Genomic DNA, 16,757 nt, shown 5'->3' on the forward strand with positions numbered 1-16,757 from the left:
TTCTCCTCTCCTTTCCTCTATTTTAATGATTTTACGATCGTATCGACATTGTGCCGCACCATGCCGATATAAGTGCCTTCTTCGGTTCCGGGTTGCCCCATGGCATCGGAATAGAGCTGTCCGCCAATCGTTACCTGATGATTTTTATGTCTGGCTCCCTGGACAACGGCTTCAATCGACCGTTTGGGAACACTGGATTCAACAAAAACGGCTTTGATTTTCCGTTCGGTGAGCAAGTTGACGATTCGCTGCACATCTTTCAAGCCGTACTCCGAAGCGGTGCTGATTCCTTGCAGCCCCACCACATCAACTTGGTAAGCGCGGCCGAAATAGCCGAAAGCATCATGGGCGGTGACTAAAACCCGCCGATCTTCGGGAATTTGCTTCAACTGATCCCTCGTATATTGATCGAGTTCTGCAAGTTTTTGGAGATACGCCTCCGTTTGTTGTTCGTATTCTTTTTTATGAGCAGGGTCGATTTCGATCAACCCTTCTTTGACGCGTTCCGTCGCTTTCATCCATAGCTTTACATCAAACCAAACATGAGGGTCATATTGACCTCCTGTGATTTTCAGCAGGTTTTTCTTATCGATTTTCTCCGTAACCGGGATCACCGGCTTGCTTCGCCCCATTTTGGTAAGAATGTCAGTCATTTTCCCTTCCAGGTGCAGCCCGTTGTAAAAGACGATATCGGCATCATCCAGCTTTTCAATATCTCCCTGAGATGCTTTATACAGATGGGGATCCACACCCGGCCCCATCAATCCGGTTACCTGCACATACTTGCCGCCGACATTCTTCACAATATCGGCGATCATGCCGGTTGTGGCCGTTACTTGGACCGGCCCGCCGCCGGCTTCTTTGCCGTTTGAAGAGCTGCAGGCCGTCACCGTGAGCAACGGGACCAAAAAGGAAACAAGCAAAAGAAGCTTGTGCCATCTTTTCAACGAAAGTGCCCTCCTTTAATTTTCCTGTCGTGTTTTCATTTCCTCACAGAATGGATGAAACTTCATCGATTAGCCATGATTTGAAGCTGACCACAGTTTATGCCTATGGAAAATCTTTTTTCTGGAAACCATATAAGTTGGCCTAATGCAAAACATATCTAAACCAATTGTATTCCTGCTTTTTTTCTACTGTCAATATCTTTTTCATGGCCTGGCACGAGAGATCCGGTGAAATCATATCCTGAGATTGATCGGGGCACGATTGTCATAAAAACGGACGGCAGGACGTATCCTGTTTTTGTAGTTAAAGCACAGAGGAGAGAAGCAGATTGGGAAGAATTTTTCGTAACTTTGAGGTAGAAAAAGCACTTCAGGAGGTTCTGGATATTCAAGAGGGGAAGGGAACCTGGGAGGACTGGGAAAACCGCTGGTCCAAAGAAGTGAAAGAACAAGCATCCAAAGAGATGAAGATTTTTGATCTTCTTGGATGGCTGAAAAAATAGGAATGGAAAAAAGGCCCCCCGGATAGGGAGGCCTTTTTTATTGCCCTGACTTTTCCTTGACTTTTTTCCTGAAGATCGACAGTGTGGGAAAGTGAACCTCCGCCAGGATCATGCCGCAGAGGATCAGGAATGCTCCGGCCAGCGCCCGGCCACCCAGGGCGACCCCTTGCCACCAATAGTCTGCAAGTGCCGCAAAAACAGGCTCCATGGAAAAAATGAGGGCAACCCTGTTGGGGGTCGTAAACTTTTGAACATGGGTCTGACCGATAAATGCAAGAGCTGTGGCAAACAAGGAAGTGACCAGAAGAGCGCTGGCAACGGCCGGATTTAGATAGGTGTCAGGCTTGAGCATCAGATGCCAGGGTTCAAAGAGAATGGCAGAACACAAGCTCAATATCGTCACGGTGACCATCTGGATGGTGACCAGATGAAAAACAGAACGGGTTCCCGAAAATTTTGCTGTAAAAACAATTTGCAGACCAAAAAAAATGGCGCAAAAGAAAGCGAGCACATCTCCCCGGTTAATGACGCTGAAATCGGCAAAAGCCAGCAGATACAAACCGCTGACCGCCAGCAGGACGCCCAGCACGGACACAAATCTCACACGGATGCCGAGGATTAAAAAGGATAAAACAGGCACCAGGGCGACAGATACGCCTGTCAGAAAACCTGATTTGCCCGAGGTGGTATATAAAAGGCTAAACGTTTGAAACGCATACCCCAGAAACAAAAAAAGTCCGAGTACAAACCCGCCGATCCGGTTTTGTCTTCTCGCTTCGGCGCTGAGAGGGCCCTTTTGGCGCATGGATAGGCGGAAAAACAGACAGAGAAAGAGTGCGGCAAGGCCGAATCGGATCGTGAGAAAGGAAAATGGGAGCAAAGTAGAGATCGCTTCTTGTACCATAACAAAAGTTGTTCCCCAGACAAAAGCAATTCCGATCAAGATGATATCTGCCAACCACTTCCTGCTTTCGAACATGGATGCTCCCCCTTTAACTAAAAAGTCGAACATAATAATGCTAAATATAATTAATGAATGGGAAAGGATCAAGCATTCGATGAAATAAACGCGATCATGAGCATGTTCATAGATCTTCAACAGGATTGGCGCCAAAAAAGCAGTATAATGGAGGTTGAAAAGAGGTGAAACAAAATGAAACGGTTCTTCGCCGCATGTGTTCTTACTCCGGTGGTTGCCATCAGCCTGACTGCCTGCGGATCGTCCAATGAAAAACATGCCGGGGCGGGGGAACAGCATACAAAAACCCATCAGAATCAGGCGATGTCAGGGGATCTGCGGGAAGGAACAGCAAGCAACCAGCTCCCTTCATTTTTAAATCAGGTGGATCCGAAAGTGGTTTCCATTTACCGGTTGGCAGCCAAACATCCCGATTTGCTCCAGCACATTCCCTGTTATTGCGGCTGCGGCCGGAGTGTGGGTCACAAAAGCAATCGCGACTGCTTTATCAAAGAGATCCGGAACGGAACCATCGTCTGGGATTCTCACGCAGTAACCTGTTATAACTGCCAACAGATCGCTCTGGAGTCGATCCAGTTAAAAGAACAGGGGAAAAGCACCCCGGAAATTCGCAAATTCATCGATAACAAATATAAACAAGGCTACGCAGAGCCGACGCCCACCCCTGTGCCGGTTCAATAAAGCTTACAGTCGTAAGCTTTATTTTTTTCAATTCTGTAGCGGCTGAAAGTGATGAACATAATCGTGAGTATTCGAGGTAAAACTAAATTTATGTTTCAAATCTGATGTTTTTCTCTATCAACACTCACGACCATCCGATTTGCGGAATACATAATAAGTGCAGTAAGGTGTTCAACAGATGAAAGAATCCTTTCGTTCACTTGCAGACAATCTGCGATTTTTTTATACGTTCATCCGGTCTCCATTCAGGGTGGGCAGCATTGTCCCCAGTTCAAATTGTCTGGCCAAAGCCATGTTGCAAGAGGTTCGCTGGGATCAAGTAGAGACGATCGTGGAGTTGGGAGCCGGAACAGGTGCGTTTACCAGACATATCTATGAACAAAAACGGGAAGACAGCCTGGCCATCATCTTTGAGCAAGACCAGAACCTCAGGAATCAACTGGAGATAAGATTTCCCGGGCTGATGATCCGCTCGAATGCGATCGACCTTTTGCCCGTTTTGCAAGAGCTGGGTCTTACGCATGTGGATGTGATTCTCTCCGGTCTTCCGTTTGCCATGTTTCCACAAGCGTTGCGAGATGCTATTCTGAAAAGCGTTTCCCGGGCATTAAAGCCGTGCGGATTATTTGTCGCGTTTCAATATTCCCTTCAGTTGCGAGAACAACTCGACTTCTATTTCTCTTCTGTGAACGTTTCCTTTGTCCCGCTCAACATTCCTCCAGCTTTTGTCTATACGTGTTATAAATGACATCGTGTGATCATGAATGAATGAAACCTCACTGATGGAACTTTCCCGGTCATGCTTGTTCCGTTCTTTGAAGTATAAAAATATGCAGCCGGTTGTCTGCCATTCTATCATACGATATGTCGAGATAGAAAAGATATGGTAGAATGAACGAAGAATCACGGGGCTATTGGCGGTTTTTGGCTTTTACAGGCGTTGAAGACGGTGCAAAGATCTGGTAGATTCTTTTTTGTCTATTGGATTGCGTCTATTTCATGTCTCGAAAGCACGAAGCTTCTGCTTTTTTAATTTTTTTCATTGGATTTCGACTTGAGTATGGGAGTGGAGTATATGCATTTTTGGGGAAAAGTAGGCGCTGCCTTTCTTTTTTTTTCTCTGATGCTGGCAGGATGTGCACAGGATGAAACGAATCTTGACGCGGCCAAACCATCAGTGAAACCGCCACAGAAAGTGGCTCATGAACACCCCGAATCGACAAAGGCGACGAAGGAGAAAGTGAAAGAAAAACCAGCGAAACCAGTGCCGAAAGCGGAGAATCAGCCGGAAGAAAAGGTCGGGCCCAAGGGTATCACTGTGTCCGCCAAGATGAACGAAAAGGAAAAGCAAGTACAGCCGGCCGAACAGATCTTGTTTTTTAAAGGCCCGAAAACGATAAAAAAAGTTGCACTTACTTTTGATGACGGGCCGGACCGCTACTATACGATTCAAATCCTAAATATATTAAAACGCGAACAAGTCCCTGCCACTTTTTTTGTGATCGGCAACATGGCACAAAAGTATCCCGATGTATTAAAACGGATCGATCAGGAGGGGCATGTGGTCGGAAATCATTCCTGGAACCATCCGCAGCTGACGAAAATATCTGCCGAAGGAGTAAATGATCAAATCTTCCGAACTAATGAAATCATTCATCGAACGCTTGGCAAAACTCCGATGCTCATCCGCCCTCCGTACGGATCGGTAAATGAGCGGGTGGAAAGGCAGTTGGGAAGTAAAGGATTTAAGATCATCAATTGGAGTGTGGATACTCTCGACTGGAGAGGGCGGTCATCCAAACGGATTCTTAAAACGGTTAAAAATCAGATTCAACCGGGTGGCATCATCTTGCAACATTCGGCCGGGCCGAAAGGAAAGCTGAACGGGACGATACAAGCATTGCCGGAGATCATTACATATCTGAAACAGAACGGTTATCAATTTGTCACCGTGGATGAACTGCTCCAGGTTCCTCCCTATGCAGAATCTGCCCGATAACGGTGAACATCTCCTTACCGGATCGTGTTTCACGGGAAGGCGGGTTGCATCGCTTTCCACACGATAAAACCGTTCCATCGGCCACGGGGAGTATCGCTGCTTTGGGGTAATTCGACGGCAGGAAAATCTTAATCGGATCGATAAATAGACAGATGAATGTGAAGAAAGGGGGTTTTGTGTTTGAAAAAATTTATCCTGCCGGTCTTGCTGGCTTTGGCGGCTGCCTGGCCGATTTTTCTGTCTCCCCGGATGGCGGGGGCTTCGGATCAAGGACATCATGTGACTCTCCGGGTGATGAGCTATAACATTCATTACGGGGCGGGAATGGATCAAGTGTACAATCTCGACCGGATCGCGTCGGTCATCCGGGAGTCAAAGGCGGACATCGTCGGCTTGCAGGAAGTGGATGTCCATTGGGGGAGCCGCAGCCGATTTGAAGACGGGATCAGGATTCTGGCCGAAAAATTGGATATGAACTATTATTTTGCGCCGATCTACAGTTTAGCACCCGTTCAGGAAGGGGAACCCAGGCGGGAATACGGTGTCGGAGTGTTAAGCAAATATCCGATTATCCATGCGGTCAATCATGAGATCACCCGCTTGTCCACCCAGGAACCCAACCCTTCACCGGAACCGGCTCCCGGTTTCCCTGAGGTGTGGATCAACGCCAAAGGGATCCGCTTGCCGGTTTATGTGACCCATCTCGACTATCGCTCCGATCCGGCTGTAAGGGAAATGCAGGTGCGGGATATGTTAAATATTATTGCCCGGAATCACCGCGAAAAAATTTTGCTGGGAGATTTAAATGCCACACCTGACGCCCCTGAATTGGCCCCCTTATTTGCCAAGTTTATCAACGCGTCCGCCATCGGTTCCCAACCCGTGTATACGTTCCCTGCTGATGTTCCCGTCAAACAAATCGACTATGTATTGACGACCCCGAACATTCGCGTGGTAGCTGCTCATGTTCCCGAGACGTTGGCGTCGGACCACCGCCCGGTGATCGCGGATGTCATGCTTTCGCGAGGGCGGCAACATTGATTCAGCTATTCCTGCACGGTTGAATCAAGGCCTGCAAACAAGCAGTTTTCGAACGCACAGGATATTTCAATGAGTGTTGATACCTGCCCGCATCTGTCGGGCTTTTTTTATTCAATTTGACATACAGAATCTTTATTAAACATATAAAATTGACGTTTAGCCACCATTCTGTCATACTACTAATCATAGGACATAATTCATATTTATAAATCCTGCCCCATAAGTTATCGGTTACTTGTTATTTATGGAAGAACTTTTGAATAAGGAATCTTTTATTGTGATATTTATCAAAAAAATTTAATCTCATTTTTGTATTTTTATACTTGTAAGCGATAACATTGGGGTGCGAGGAAATCATTGGAGTGAAGGAGGAACCGTACATGGAGTATGGCGTCATTGTATCGATCGGAATCTATATGGTCGCCATGTTGTTGATTGGTTATGTTGCTTACAAAAGAACCTCCGATCTGTCCGACTATATGCTTGGCGGACGGAATCTGGGGCCGGCCGTCACCGCCTTGAGCGCCGGTGCATCTGATATGAGCGGATGGCTATTGATGGGGCTGCCTGGCGCGATGTACGCAACCGGGCTCAGCAGCGGATGGATTGTCGTCGGTTTAACCATCGGTGCGTATTTAAACTGGCTGTATGTAGCGCCGCGTCTAAGAACTTATACCGAGGTGGCCAGCAATTCGATTACCATTCCGGACTATTTTGAGAACCGGTTTAAAGATCAATCCCGCCTCCTGCGCATTACGTCCGCACTTGTCATCTTTGTGTTCTTTACATTTTATACTTCTTCCGGGATGGTATCGGGAGGCGAACTGTTCAAAACCTCTTTCCATATGGATTATGAGTGGGGGGTTTGGCTGACGGCCGGGGTTGTGATCCTGTATACGCTGTTTGGCGGCTTTCTGGCTGTCAGCTGGACGGATTTCGTGCAAGGCACGATTATGTTCATCGCGTTGATCCTGGTTCCGGTTGTGACGATTATGAGTGTGGGCGGAATCGGGCCCGCGTTCGACGAAATCCACTCGATCGACCCCAAGCTCCTGGATGCGTTCACAGGAACCAGTCTGGTGGGAATTATCTCCCTGCTCGCCTGGGGTCTGGGATACTTCGGACAGCCGCACATCATCGTCCGGTTTATGGCCATCACTACGGTGAAAGAAATGAAAAGTGCCCGCCGCATCGGAATGGGCTGGATGATCTTTTCCGTCGTCGGGGCCATGTTTACGGGGTTGGTCGGCATCGCCTATTTCAGCATGAAAGAAAATAAGCTGGATAATCCGGAAACGGTCTTCATCGTTCTGTCTCATGTGCTGTTCCATCCGTTGATTACCGGCTTCTTGCTGGCAGCCATTCTCGCGGCAATCATGAGTACGATTTCTTCCCAGCTCCTGGTAACGGCCAGCGCCTTGACCCAGGATTTTTACAAGGCATTCCTGCGCAGATCCGCCTCCGATAAAGAGCTTGTGCTGGCAGGACGCCTGTCCTTGCTCGGCGTTGCGCTGATCGCGCTTTATCTGGCGCTCAATCCGAATGAGACCATTTTGAATCTTGTCGGTTATGCCTGGGCCGGTTTCGGAGCCGCTTTCGGACCGGTGGTTCTGCTCAGCCTCTATTGGAAACGCATGACGAAGTGGGGCGCGCTCGCCGGAATGGTCACGGGTGCGGTGACGGTAATTGTCTGGGAGCAAATCAAAGCTTTCGAGCAGATTTACGAAATGATTCCGGGCTTTATCGCATGTACGTTGGCCATCATCGTGGTCAGCCTGCTCTCAGGAAAGCCGTCCGCGGAAATTGAAGCTGAATTTGAGGAAGCCAGAAAGCAAACAATGGCTTAAATTGTGAGAGCTTCTGCTGTTTAACGGCAGGAGCTCTTTTTATGTAGGTGAAAGTTAAACGGTGTGATCCTATGATCCTGCACCAGTCTTGGCAAATTCACCGTTTTTCTCCATCTGTCTGTTTTCAGCACCTCCTGCATAAAGTAGAATAAAAATCCCGGCGAAAAATGATATAATTCAGGTATGTAGAATGAATGTTCGCTCGAGCGGGAGGAGAAAACAGATGAGGGTGATGGGAATCGATCCGGGCATCGCCATCGTGGGATTTGGTGTGCTGGATCAGAGAGGAAATCTGTTAAAGCCGATTGAATACGGAAGCATCCAGACGGAGGCGGATCTTCAAACGGCAACCCGGCTGAAGCAGATTTATGATGCAATGACAAAGCTCTTGGCTGAACACCGTCCCGATGTGGTGGCGATTGAGAAGCTTTTTTTTAACCGCAATGTGACCACTGCTTTTACGGTGGGACAAGCACGGGGGGTTATCATGCTCGCGGCGGAAGAAGCGGGCATACCGATTACGGAATACACCCCCTTGCAAGTGAAAATGTCCGTGGTTGGCTACGGACAGGCGGAAAAGCGGCAAGTGCAGGAAATGGTCAAAATGTTGCTTCGCTTGCCTGACATTCCCAAACCGGATGATGTGGCCGATGCGCTGGCCATTGCCATCTGCGAAGCCCATTCATCCACTGTAATACATAAGTTGAATAAGCGGGGAACGATGCGATGATTGACTTTCTAAAAGGACAAATCGCCTATGCAGATGGTGAATGCGTGGTGATGGAGGTTCACGGGGTGGGATATCAGGTGTATGTAACAAACCCCTATGCCTGGGAAGAAGGGGAGCACCTCATGCTCTATACCCATCAGATCGTGCGTGAAGATGCCCATTTGCTTTACGGGTTTCCCTCCAAAGACGAAAGGGATCTGTTTCGGTTGCTGCTTGAGGTTTCGGGAATCGGCCCCAAAGCCGGCCTTGCCATGCTTGCAGGGGGAAGTCCCTGGGAGCTGGCGGCGGCGATTGCGAGAGAAGATGTCAAGTTTCTCACCCGGCTGCCGGGAATCGGCAAAAAGACGGCCCAGCGGATTGTGCTCGATCTGAAAGACAAATTGAAGAAACGGGGCTGGGACAAGCGATTCCAATCCTCTCTATCGTCGGATGAACAAAGCGCCGTTTCCGCGCCGGTTTCCCCTGAACGCGACGTGATTGAAGCACTGCTGTCTCTTGGTTATAATGAGGAAGAAGCGGAATGGGCTGTCCGTGAGGCTTTGCTGTCTTCCGGCGCAGAATCGTTGCCGGCCGAAGATTGGATTAAAAGGGCACTCCAGATTTCGATGAAAAGATAGGAGGGTCGCACATGGAAGAACGGATCATCTCCACCAAGATGGCCAGTGAAGACGAGATGGTCGAATACAGCCTGCGCCCTCGTTATTTGAGCGAGTATATCGGCCAAAAGCGAGCCAAAGAAAATTTGAAAGTTTACATAGAAGCAGCCAAAATGAGAGGGGAAGCGTTGGATCATGTCCTCTTGTACGGCCCGCCTGGGCTGGGAAAGACGACGCTCTCCCACATCATTGCCAATGAGCTCGGCGTGAATATCCGCACTACCTCGGGACCGGCGATTGAACGCCCGGGGGATCTGGCGGCCATTTTGACCAATTTGCAGCCGTACGATTTGTTGTTTATCGATGAGATTCACCGGCTCAACCGGTCGGTGGAAGAAGTTTTGTACCCGGCGATGGAAGATTACGCGTTGGACATCGTGATCGGGAAGGGCCCCAGTGCCCGCTCGCTCCGGCTGGATCTGCCGCCGTTTACGCTGGTGGGGGCAACCACGCGGGCCGGTTCTCTCTCCTCACCGCTGAGAGACCGTTTTGGCGTGGTGAGCCGGCTGGAGTATTATACCGTGGACGAGCTGACGCTGATCGTCCAGAGGGCGGCAGATATTCTCCAGGTGGGGATCAATGAAGAAGGGGCGAGGGAAATCGCTTCCCGGGCCCGGGGAACGCCGCGCGTCGCCAACCGCTTGCTGAGACGCGTTCGCGATTTCGTTCAGGTGGAAGGGGACGGATTTATTAGCGGAGAAGCGGCCCGGGACGCATTAGATCGCATCCAGGTGGATAAACTGGGGTTAGATCATGTGGATCATCGGCTGTTAAAATCGATTATTGAAAAGTTTCGCGGCGGTCCGGTCGGTCTGGAAACATTAGCGGCTACCATCGGGGAAGAAACAAACACCGTCGAAGATGTTTACGAACCTTATCTGATGCAGATCGGCTTTTTGGAAAGAACGCCGCGGGGACGGATGGTAACCCTTCGTTGTTGTGAGCATTTTGGAGTGGAGTGGCCCAAATGAATCCAGTTGCCAAACTGTTGATCATTCTCGGTGGAGCTCTCATCGTGATCGGCTTATTGTGGCAAGTGGGGGGAAAGTTCCTCCCGCTTGGCCGGCTGCCGGGTGATATTGTGATTGAAAAGGAAAATATGAAAGTTTATTTTCCGATCGTAACGTGTATTCTGATCAGTATCATCCTTTCTTTGGTGAGCTATCTCTTTCGCCTGTTTCGCTAGTAAACGGGCGATTTCTTTTTCATTTTTCGGATGGAGTGAGAGAGATGGAAGTTTCATTATATGATTTTGATTTGCCCAAAGAATTGATTGCCCAGACTCCGATAACGGATCGCGCTGCTTCCCGGTTGATGGTGTTGAATCGTCGAACGGGTGAAGTCGTTCATACCCGCTTTTCGCAAATTCTCGAGCATTTGAAGCCCGGGGATGTACTGGTTTTGAATGACAGCCGTGTACGTCCGGCCCGTTTGATCGGGATGAAGGAAGGGACCGGCGCCAATATTGAGTTGCTATTGTTGAAGCCGCTCGGGGAAGATCGCTGGGAGGCATTGGTAAAACCTGCGAAAAGGGTGAAAGAGGGAACGGTGATCCTCTTTGGGGACGGGCAATTGAAAGCGGTGGCGGAAGAACAGACCGAAGTGGCGGGGGGAAGAGTGTTTCGCCTTGAATATGAGGCTGACGATGTGGAAAAACTGTTTGAACAATTGGGACAAATGCCCCTTCCGCCCTACATCCACGAGCAGCTGGATGACCCGGAGCGCTACCAGACGGTTTTTTCCAGAGTTGTCGGCTCTGCGGCCGCCCCAACGGCCGGGCTGCATTTTACGGAGGAATTGTTGGAGAGAATCAGGCAAAAAGGAGTGGAGACGGCTTTTATCACCCTGCATGTGGGCTTGGGAACCTTCCGGCCGGTCACGGTGGAACACGTGGAAGAACACCAAATGCATGCCGAGTACTATGAAGTGGGAGAGGAGACGGCCGGGATCATCCGTCGGGCCAAAGAACGAGGGGGCCGGGTGATCGCAGTCGGGACTACTTCCGTCCGAACTCTGGAAACGGTGGCCAACCAATTTGACGGCGAGATCAGGGCTTCGAGCGGTTGGACCGATATTTTTATCTATCCCGGTTACACCTTCCGGGCAGTGGATGGGCTGATCACCAACTTCCACTTGCCCAAGTCAACGCTCTTGATGCTGGTGAGCGCGTTTGCCTCCCGGGAACACATCCTGGCAGCATACCAGGAAGCGGTCAGGGAGAGATATCGCTTTTTCAGTTTTGGTGATGCCATGCTGATCATCTAGCAAAAAATATGTGAAAAACTTGTCCCGGGACTTGTTCCTATCTATAATGGGATAGCAGGGGACTGATTGTTTCGATATAATGGATAACATGCGGGAGGAACCATCATTGCCTGTTCGTTATGAACTCATCAAAGAATGCAAGCAGTCTGGTGCCCGTTTGGGGCGTTTACATACACCTCATGGGACGATTGATACTCCCATATTCATGCCGGTCGGGACCCAGGCGACGGTGAAGGCGATGAGTCCGGAAGAATTGAAAGAGATGGGGAGCCAGATTATCCTCAGCAATACCTATCATCTTTTTTTGCGTCCCGGACACGAAATCGTCAAAGAAGCCGGCGGTCTTCACACTTTCATGAATTGGGACCGGGCCATTTTGACTGACAGCGGCGGCTTTCAGGTATTTTCCCTGAGCCAGCTGCGCAACATCACGGAAGAGGGGGTCTCCTTTCGATCACACTTAAGCGGGGAGAAGCTATTTATCAGCCCGGAAAAAGCGATGGAGATCCAAAATGCACTCGGAGCCGATATTATCATGGCCTTTGACGAGTGCCCCCCGTATCCGGCGGAACGGGATTATGTGAAGGCATCTGCCGAGCGTACATACCGCTGGCTGAAAAGATGCATATCCGCTCATCAAAGACCGGGTGACCAAGCCTTGTTTGGCATTGTCCAAGGAGGAATGTACCGGGATCTCCGCGAGGAGAGCGCCCGTCAACTTGTTGACCTGGATTTGCCCGGATATGCCGTGGGAGGATTAAGTGTCGGGGAACCGAAAGAGATTATGTATGAGGTGCTTTCGTACACCACACCGCTCTTGCCCAAAGACAAACCGCGATATCTGATGGGAGTCGGCTCTCCGGATGCCTTGATCCAAGGAGCCATATTGGGAATCGATATGTTTGACTGCGTCCTCCCCACACGCATCGCACGAAACGGAACCACCATGACCAGCCAGGGGCGCGTGGTTGTGCGAAACGCCAAATATGCGCGTGATTTTTCGCCGCTTGATCCAAACTGTGACTGCTATACTTGCCGGAACTATTCGCGCGCATATCTGCGGCATCTCATCAAAGCGGATGAGATCTTCGGACTCCGCCTGACCTCTTACCACAACCTGTATTTCCTGCTCCGTTTGATGGAAAAAGTGCGGCAGGCGATCATGGAAGACCGGCTGCTCACCTTCCGTGATGAGTTTATGAGCCAGTATTACGGCTCCACCCATCCGCAAACCGCGTTTTAAAAAACGTTATTTTTCAACCCGAAAAGGAGGCTGACTGGATCATGCAACAACAATTGATGGGTTTGCTCCCGATGATCTTGATTTTCGTCGCTTTCTATTTCTTTTTGATCCGCCCGCAGCAAAAGCGGCAGAAAGAGCGCACGCAAATGCTGAATGCGCTGAAAAAAGGGGATAAAGTGATCACGATCGGCGGACTTCACGGTTCCATCGTCGATCTGACCGAAGACCGCGTCACCCTGAAGGTGAGCGACAACACGCGGTTGGTCTTTGAGCGCTCAGCGATCAACGCCGTGACCAACGCAGATGAGACGACAACTCCGAAAGCGGAACAAAAGAAAGAAGAGAAAAAAGAAGAACAGAAAGAGGCAAGCGAAAGCAAGTAATCGCGTGCACCCTGAACAGACCCTTGATAAGAACCTATTGAGGGTCTTCTTTTTTTGTTCTCTCCCCGTTTCAACCTGTTGTTGCACTAAGAAAAAAACTTCGGTTCATTTTCCGAAGTTTTTCGATCTTTTGGGTTTTTATTTTTTGGTATTTACCCCGAAAATTCCTCCCAGTGCACTTGCGAAGAAAGCGCAGATCACAAATACCAGAGGATTGATCATCATTGGCGAATCATAGGCGAGGAAGCTGATCAATACGAGTATCACCGCATAGATCAACCCTTGTAATCCACCGTAATACCATCCTCTTTGACCCGCTTTGCGGCCGGAGATAAAACCTCCGAGCAGGAGAGCGAGCGCATTGATTGCGTAGGAGATGGCGGGTAGCTGGGAAGACCCGAGCGAAGTGAATTTCATCATGAGAGCAGTAATAAAAGAACAGACGAGAACGACTCCCCAGATGGAGATTTGGCCCGCCACCCAGGGGGAGCGCCATCCCCTTTGAACAGAGCCGAGGAAGAATTCTTTTTCTTGCACCTTGAGTTCACCTCCGCACATGATTGGTACATGTTATGAGTCGGAGTTGGAATTTATTCACCGCTTGACCCGTTCATAAAACAAGGGTCTTTGGTCAAAATATGGATACCGGCAGGAAAGGAGGGAGCAAGGTGCAAGAATTGTGGACGGTCTTTTTGCGTACGCTTTTTATCTACTTTTTTATTCTCTTGATGATGCGGGTCATGGGCAAACGGGAAATCGGCAAGCTGTCCATTTTCGATTTGATCGTATCATTTATGATTGCGGACATCTCGGCCATTGTCCTTGAAGAGACTGCCATTCCCCTCACAAGAGCGATTATCCCCATTTTGACCCTTGTGGCCCTCCAGATGATAATCGCCTATATTTCGCTAAAAAGCAGAAGGGTACGACACCTCGTGGAAGGAGAACCGACCGTACTGATTAAAGACGGGCAAATTCAAGATGCCGCGATGGCCAAATCCCGGTACAGTGTCGATGATTTACTCATGCAGCTCAGGGAGAAAGATATTCCGGATGTGTCCGATGTGGAATTTGCCATTTTGGAGCCGACCGGGAAATTGAGTATATTTCCCAAGGAAGAAAAGCGTCCCGCTATGAAAGAAGACGTGCGCTCCAAACATTCACTCCGCCATTTTGAAATGCCGGTTCCCTTGATTATTGAGGGAAAGGTACAGGATGATGGATTGGACAAGATCGGACAGACCCGTTTCTGGTTGAAGAATGAAATTCAAAAACAAGGCTACAAAGATTTCAAAGAGATCTACTTTGCAAGTTTAAATTACGAAGGTACACTATATATTGATCGCAAAGATCCCGACAAAAAACACTAGCGGGAGAGCAGCTGGGACATCCATTTTCCGACATAAGGGATGCGTTTGACATCATCCTTGCGAATAAGTGAAAGGAAAACCAGGCAAGCCAGATATACACAGAGACTTGCGGTCAGAGTGAGCAAGGATCGGGATAACAGCGGAAGATGATCCTGTGCTAAAAACTGGTCCGCTGTGAAACCCATCAGGAGAAGCGCGATCCCCAGTTTGAACAGTTCCCTCAGATCAATCGAAACCGGAACGATTTTTGCGATGCTGATAAAATGCAGGACGGTTACAATGGTAATTCCGCAGTTAATGGCCAACGCCACACCGTCGATGCCAAGTTCAGGGCGGGAGGCCAGTAAAAAGATCATTCCTGTTTTCACCACGGCACCCACGATGGAATTGCGCATCGCCACCTGCGCCTGATCCAAGCCTTGCAGGACGGAAGCAAACGGTCCTTGCAAGTAAGCCAGAATAGCAAACGGGGCAATGATCTGCATCAGCCGGGCCACTTCAATTTGATGGTATAATAGGACAGATAACGGTTCAGCCAGCATAAACATGATGAGCGAACAAGGGGCACATACGATCAATGACAGGCGAAGCGCTTGCTGGAATCGGTATCCGACCAACAGGGCGTTTTTTTGTGCAGCCGCTTCGCTGATCGCCGGGACGAGCGAAACGGAAATGGAATAAGCGATAAATGAAGGAAAGAAGACCAGCGGCAAAGCCATTCCTTCCAGACGCCCGTACAGGGCGGTCGCCGTAGTGGCGGCAATGCCGGCAAGGGCCAAACTTTGCGAGACCACAATCGGCTCGATCGCATAGGAGAGAGAGCCTACCATCCGGCTGGCGGACACGGGAATGGCAATCCTGAGCAGATCGCGCAGCGTGCATTTGAACCGATTCCAGAAAGGTCCCGCCTTTCTTTTGTGCTCCCTTTGAGACTGATTGCGGAGTCGGGGGCGTTTCGGATCTTTTTTAAAAGAATGAAAAAGAAACATCAGACCGGCAAACTCCCCGATCACCATTCCGATCATCGCCCCGGCTGCCGCATACTCAATGCCGTAAGGAAGCAGGTACTGAGCCAAGAGAAGGACGGTAAAAATGCGGACCAGTTGTTCGATGATCGTGGAGAGGGCATACGGGTTCATATGTTGCCGTCCCTGAAAATAGCCGCGGAGAATGGATGAAATGGCGATGATCGGGATCATCGGCGCGATGGCAAACAGGGAGTAAATCGCCCGTTCATCCGTTAGCAGGGTATGGGCGATGATCGGCGCGCCAAGCAGGACTACGCTGGTAATGACTGCACTGGTGATGACGACGATCAAGATGGAGACAATAAGAATCGAACGAATCCGGTGCTCTTCATTCTTCACTTCGGCCTCGGAAACGAGCTTGGAAATGGCTACAGGTAAACCGGCCGTTGTAATCACGATGGTAAAAATCAGGATGGGGAACGCCATTTGAAACAAACCCATTCCTTCATCTCCGATGATTCGGGAAAGAGCAATCCGATAAATAAAGCCCAGCACTTTAGTAATAAATCCCGCACCGGCCAATACGAGGGTGCCGTAAAGAAAACCTTGTTTGCTCAAATCCCGATCCCCCTTTTATAAACCGAATTGTTATCAACTTATGCCTTGTCCCGCAAAGACATGACAAAAGAAATTGGCTCTGTTCTTCAACCCGGGATCTTCACAAAAAAACAGATAAGAGTAGGATTCAGCAGAAAAATGTCGAATCATGTTTTTTACAGACGACGGAATCCGAACGAGGAGGAACAGCAGGATGAGACACAGTCCATTAAAACCTGTCAACCGTTCCAAACAGAATCAGGTTGAACTTTTGCGTGAACATGAACTCATGCAGTGCATCGAAGATTTGTGCAACAGCAAAGCGGAAGAGTTCCGGATGTACGGATATGAAAATGTCACCGGTGAACAAATCTGGGCGTGCGTTTCCGAGAACTATCGCAGGGGATGGCCACGGCTCAATCGTTTGGTCAATGATATTATGTCCCTGAAAGCCAACCGCTTTATGAATTGGTTGATGCTGTCCGTGTATAAGGAGTAAAAGCCGCTTGACAGTTTCAGACCCGGCCTTTTTCCTCATCGGGTAAAAG

19 protein-coding genes are annotated in these 16,757 nt (G+C 49.4%); 15 read left to right on the top strand and 4 right to left on the bottom strand.

From position 1 onward, the window contains the following. Positions 1 to 17: 17 nt before the first annotated feature. Entirely contained in the window at positions 18 to 947 is a 930-nt protein-coding gene (locus BMW55_RS11435) for a metal ABC transporter solute-binding protein, Zn/Mn family (protein ID WP_089969233.1), read from the bottom strand. Between the two features lie 329 nt (positions 948 to 1,276). Here BMW55_RS11435 and BMW55_RS19435 point away from each other — a divergent pair, with 329 nt between their 5' ends. Further along, positions 1,277 to 1,450, top strand: a complete 174-nt coding sequence (locus BMW55_RS19435) for a hypothetical protein (RefSeq protein ID WP_170839895.1) — start codon at positions 1,277 to 1,279, stop codon at positions 1,448 to 1,450. A 37-nt stretch (positions 1,451 to 1,487) separates the two neighbouring features. Here BMW55_RS19435 and BMW55_RS11440 read toward each other — a convergent pair whose 3' ends face one another. Next, positions 1,488 to 2,429, bottom strand: a complete 942-nt coding sequence (locus tag BMW55_RS11440; RefSeq protein ID WP_089969236.1) for a DMT family transporter — start codon at positions 2,427 to 2,429, stop codon at positions 1,488 to 1,490. Between the two features lie 174 nt (positions 2,430 to 2,603). On the opposite strand from BMW55_RS11440, the gene BMW55_RS11445 reads away from it, so the two are divergent. From BMW55_RS11445 to yajC, 12 genes are all read left to right on the top strand, one after another. Next, on the top strand, positions 2,604 to 3,110 hold the full coding sequence (locus BMW55_RS11445) for a PCYCGC motif-containing (lipo)protein (protein ID WP_089969240.1): 507 nt from the start codon (positions 2,604 to 2,606) through the stop codon (positions 3,108 to 3,110). Positions 3,111 to 3,288: 178 nt separating this feature from the next. Further along, complete coding sequence (locus BMW55_RS11450) at positions 3,289 to 3,858, top strand: class I SAM-dependent methyltransferase (protein ID WP_089969243.1); 570 nt, start codon at positions 3,289 to 3,291, stop codon at positions 3,856 to 3,858. A 327-nt stretch (positions 3,859 to 4,185) separates the two neighbouring features. After that, positions 4,186 to 5,109 (top strand): polysaccharide deacetylase family protein, encoded by a 924-nt coding sequence (locus BMW55_RS11455; RefSeq protein ID WP_170839896.1) that lies wholly within the window; start codon positions 4,186 to 4,188, stop codon positions 5,107 to 5,109. A 180-nt stretch (positions 5,110 to 5,289) separates the two neighbouring features. Next, a complete protein-coding gene (locus BMW55_RS11460) occupies positions 5,290 to 6,150 on the top strand; it encodes an endonuclease/exonuclease/phosphatase family protein (protein ID WP_244527544.1) in 861 nt (286 codons plus the stop codon). 380 nt (positions 6,151 to 6,530) lie between these two features. Continuing rightward, complete coding sequence (gene putP, locus BMW55_RS11465; protein WP_089969249.1) at positions 6,531 to 7,997, top strand: sodium/proline symporter PutP; 1,467 nt, start codon at positions 6,531 to 6,533, stop codon at positions 7,995 to 7,997. Between the two features lie 223 nt (positions 7,998 to 8,220). Beyond that, positions 8,221 to 8,727 (top strand): crossover junction endodeoxyribonuclease RuvC, encoded by a 507-nt coding sequence (gene ruvC, locus BMW55_RS11470; RefSeq protein ID WP_089969252.1) that lies wholly within the window; start codon positions 8,221 to 8,223, stop codon positions 8,725 to 8,727. Then, complete coding sequence (gene ruvA, locus BMW55_RS11475; RefSeq protein ID WP_089969255.1) at positions 8,724 to 9,344, top strand: Holliday junction branch migration protein RuvA; 621 nt, start codon at positions 8,724 to 8,726, stop codon at positions 9,342 to 9,344. The genes ruvC and ruvA overlap by 4 nt, the downstream gene beginning before the upstream one ends. An 11-nt stretch (positions 9,345 to 9,355) precedes the next feature. Next, positions 9,356 to 10,354, top strand: coding sequence for a Holliday junction branch migration DNA helicase RuvB (gene ruvB / locus BMW55_RS11480; RefSeq protein ID WP_089969258.1), 999 nt, complete (start codon positions 9,356 to 9,358; stop codon positions 10,352 to 10,354). Then, positions 10,351 to 10,569, top strand: coding sequence for a DUF2905 domain-containing protein (locus BMW55_RS11485; RefSeq protein WP_089969260.1), 219 nt, complete (start codon positions 10,351 to 10,353; stop codon positions 10,567 to 10,569). Before ruvB ends, BMW55_RS11485 begins: the two co-directional genes overlap by 4 nt. A 44-nt stretch (positions 10,570 to 10,613) precedes the next feature. Further along, the gene (gene queA, locus BMW55_RS11490) at positions 10,614 to 11,648 is read left to right on the top strand and encodes a tRNA preQ1(34) S-adenosylmethionine ribosyltransferase-isomerase QueA (protein ID WP_089969265.1); all 1,035 of its coding nucleotides are present in this window, start codon (positions 10,614 to 10,616) and stop codon (positions 11,646 to 11,648) included. 106 nt (positions 11,649 to 11,754) lie between these two features. Then, positions 11,755 to 12,891 carry a tRNA guanosine(34) transglycosylase Tgt gene (gene tgt, locus BMW55_RS11495; RefSeq protein ID WP_089969268.1) on the top strand — a complete coding sequence of 379 codons (1,137 nt, stop codon included), beginning with the start codon at positions 11,755 to 11,757 and terminating at the stop codon, positions 12,889 to 12,891. Between the two features lie 41 nt (positions 12,892 to 12,932). After that, the gene (yajC, locus tag BMW55_RS11500; protein WP_089969272.1) at positions 12,933 to 13,274 is read left to right on the top strand and encodes a preprotein translocase subunit YajC; all 342 of its coding nucleotides are present in this window, start codon (positions 12,933 to 12,935) and stop codon (positions 13,272 to 13,274) included. 138 nt (positions 13,275 to 13,412) lie between these two features. Here yajC and BMW55_RS11505 read toward each other — a convergent pair whose 3' ends face one another. Next, positions 13,413 to 13,811, bottom strand: a complete 399-nt coding sequence (locus BMW55_RS11505; protein ID WP_244527545.1) for a TIGR04086 family membrane protein — start codon at positions 13,809 to 13,811, stop codon at positions 13,413 to 13,415. Between the two features lie 131 nt (positions 13,812 to 13,942). Here BMW55_RS11505 and BMW55_RS11510 point away from each other — a divergent pair, with 131 nt between their 5' ends. Further along, a complete protein-coding gene (locus tag BMW55_RS11510; RefSeq protein ID WP_244527546.1) occupies positions 13,943 to 14,644 on the top strand; it encodes a DUF421 domain-containing protein in 702 nt (233 codons plus the stop codon). Here the strand turns inward: BMW55_RS11510 and spoVB are convergent. Then, positions 14,641 to 16,230: a stage V sporulation protein B gene (gene spoVB, locus BMW55_RS11515; RefSeq protein WP_089969281.1), complete on the bottom strand. Its 1,590-nt coding sequence runs from the start codon at positions 16,228 to 16,230 to the stop codon at positions 14,641 to 14,643. The two genes, BMW55_RS11510 and spoVB, sit on opposite strands and share 4 nt — an antisense overlap. 193 nt (positions 16,231 to 16,423) lie before the next feature. On the opposite strand from spoVB, the gene BMW55_RS11520 reads away from it, so the two are divergent. Then, positions 16,424 to 16,708, top strand: coding sequence for a post-transcriptional regulator (locus tag BMW55_RS11520; RefSeq protein WP_170839897.1), 285 nt, complete (start codon positions 16,424 to 16,426; stop codon positions 16,706 to 16,708). Positions 16,709 to 16,757: the final 49 nt, after the last annotated feature.

This window comes from Lihuaxuella thermophila, assembly GCF_900110165.1.
Lineage (GTDB): Bacteria > Bacillota > Bacilli > Thermoactinomycetales > Thermoactinomycetaceae > Lihuaxuella > Lihuaxuella thermophila.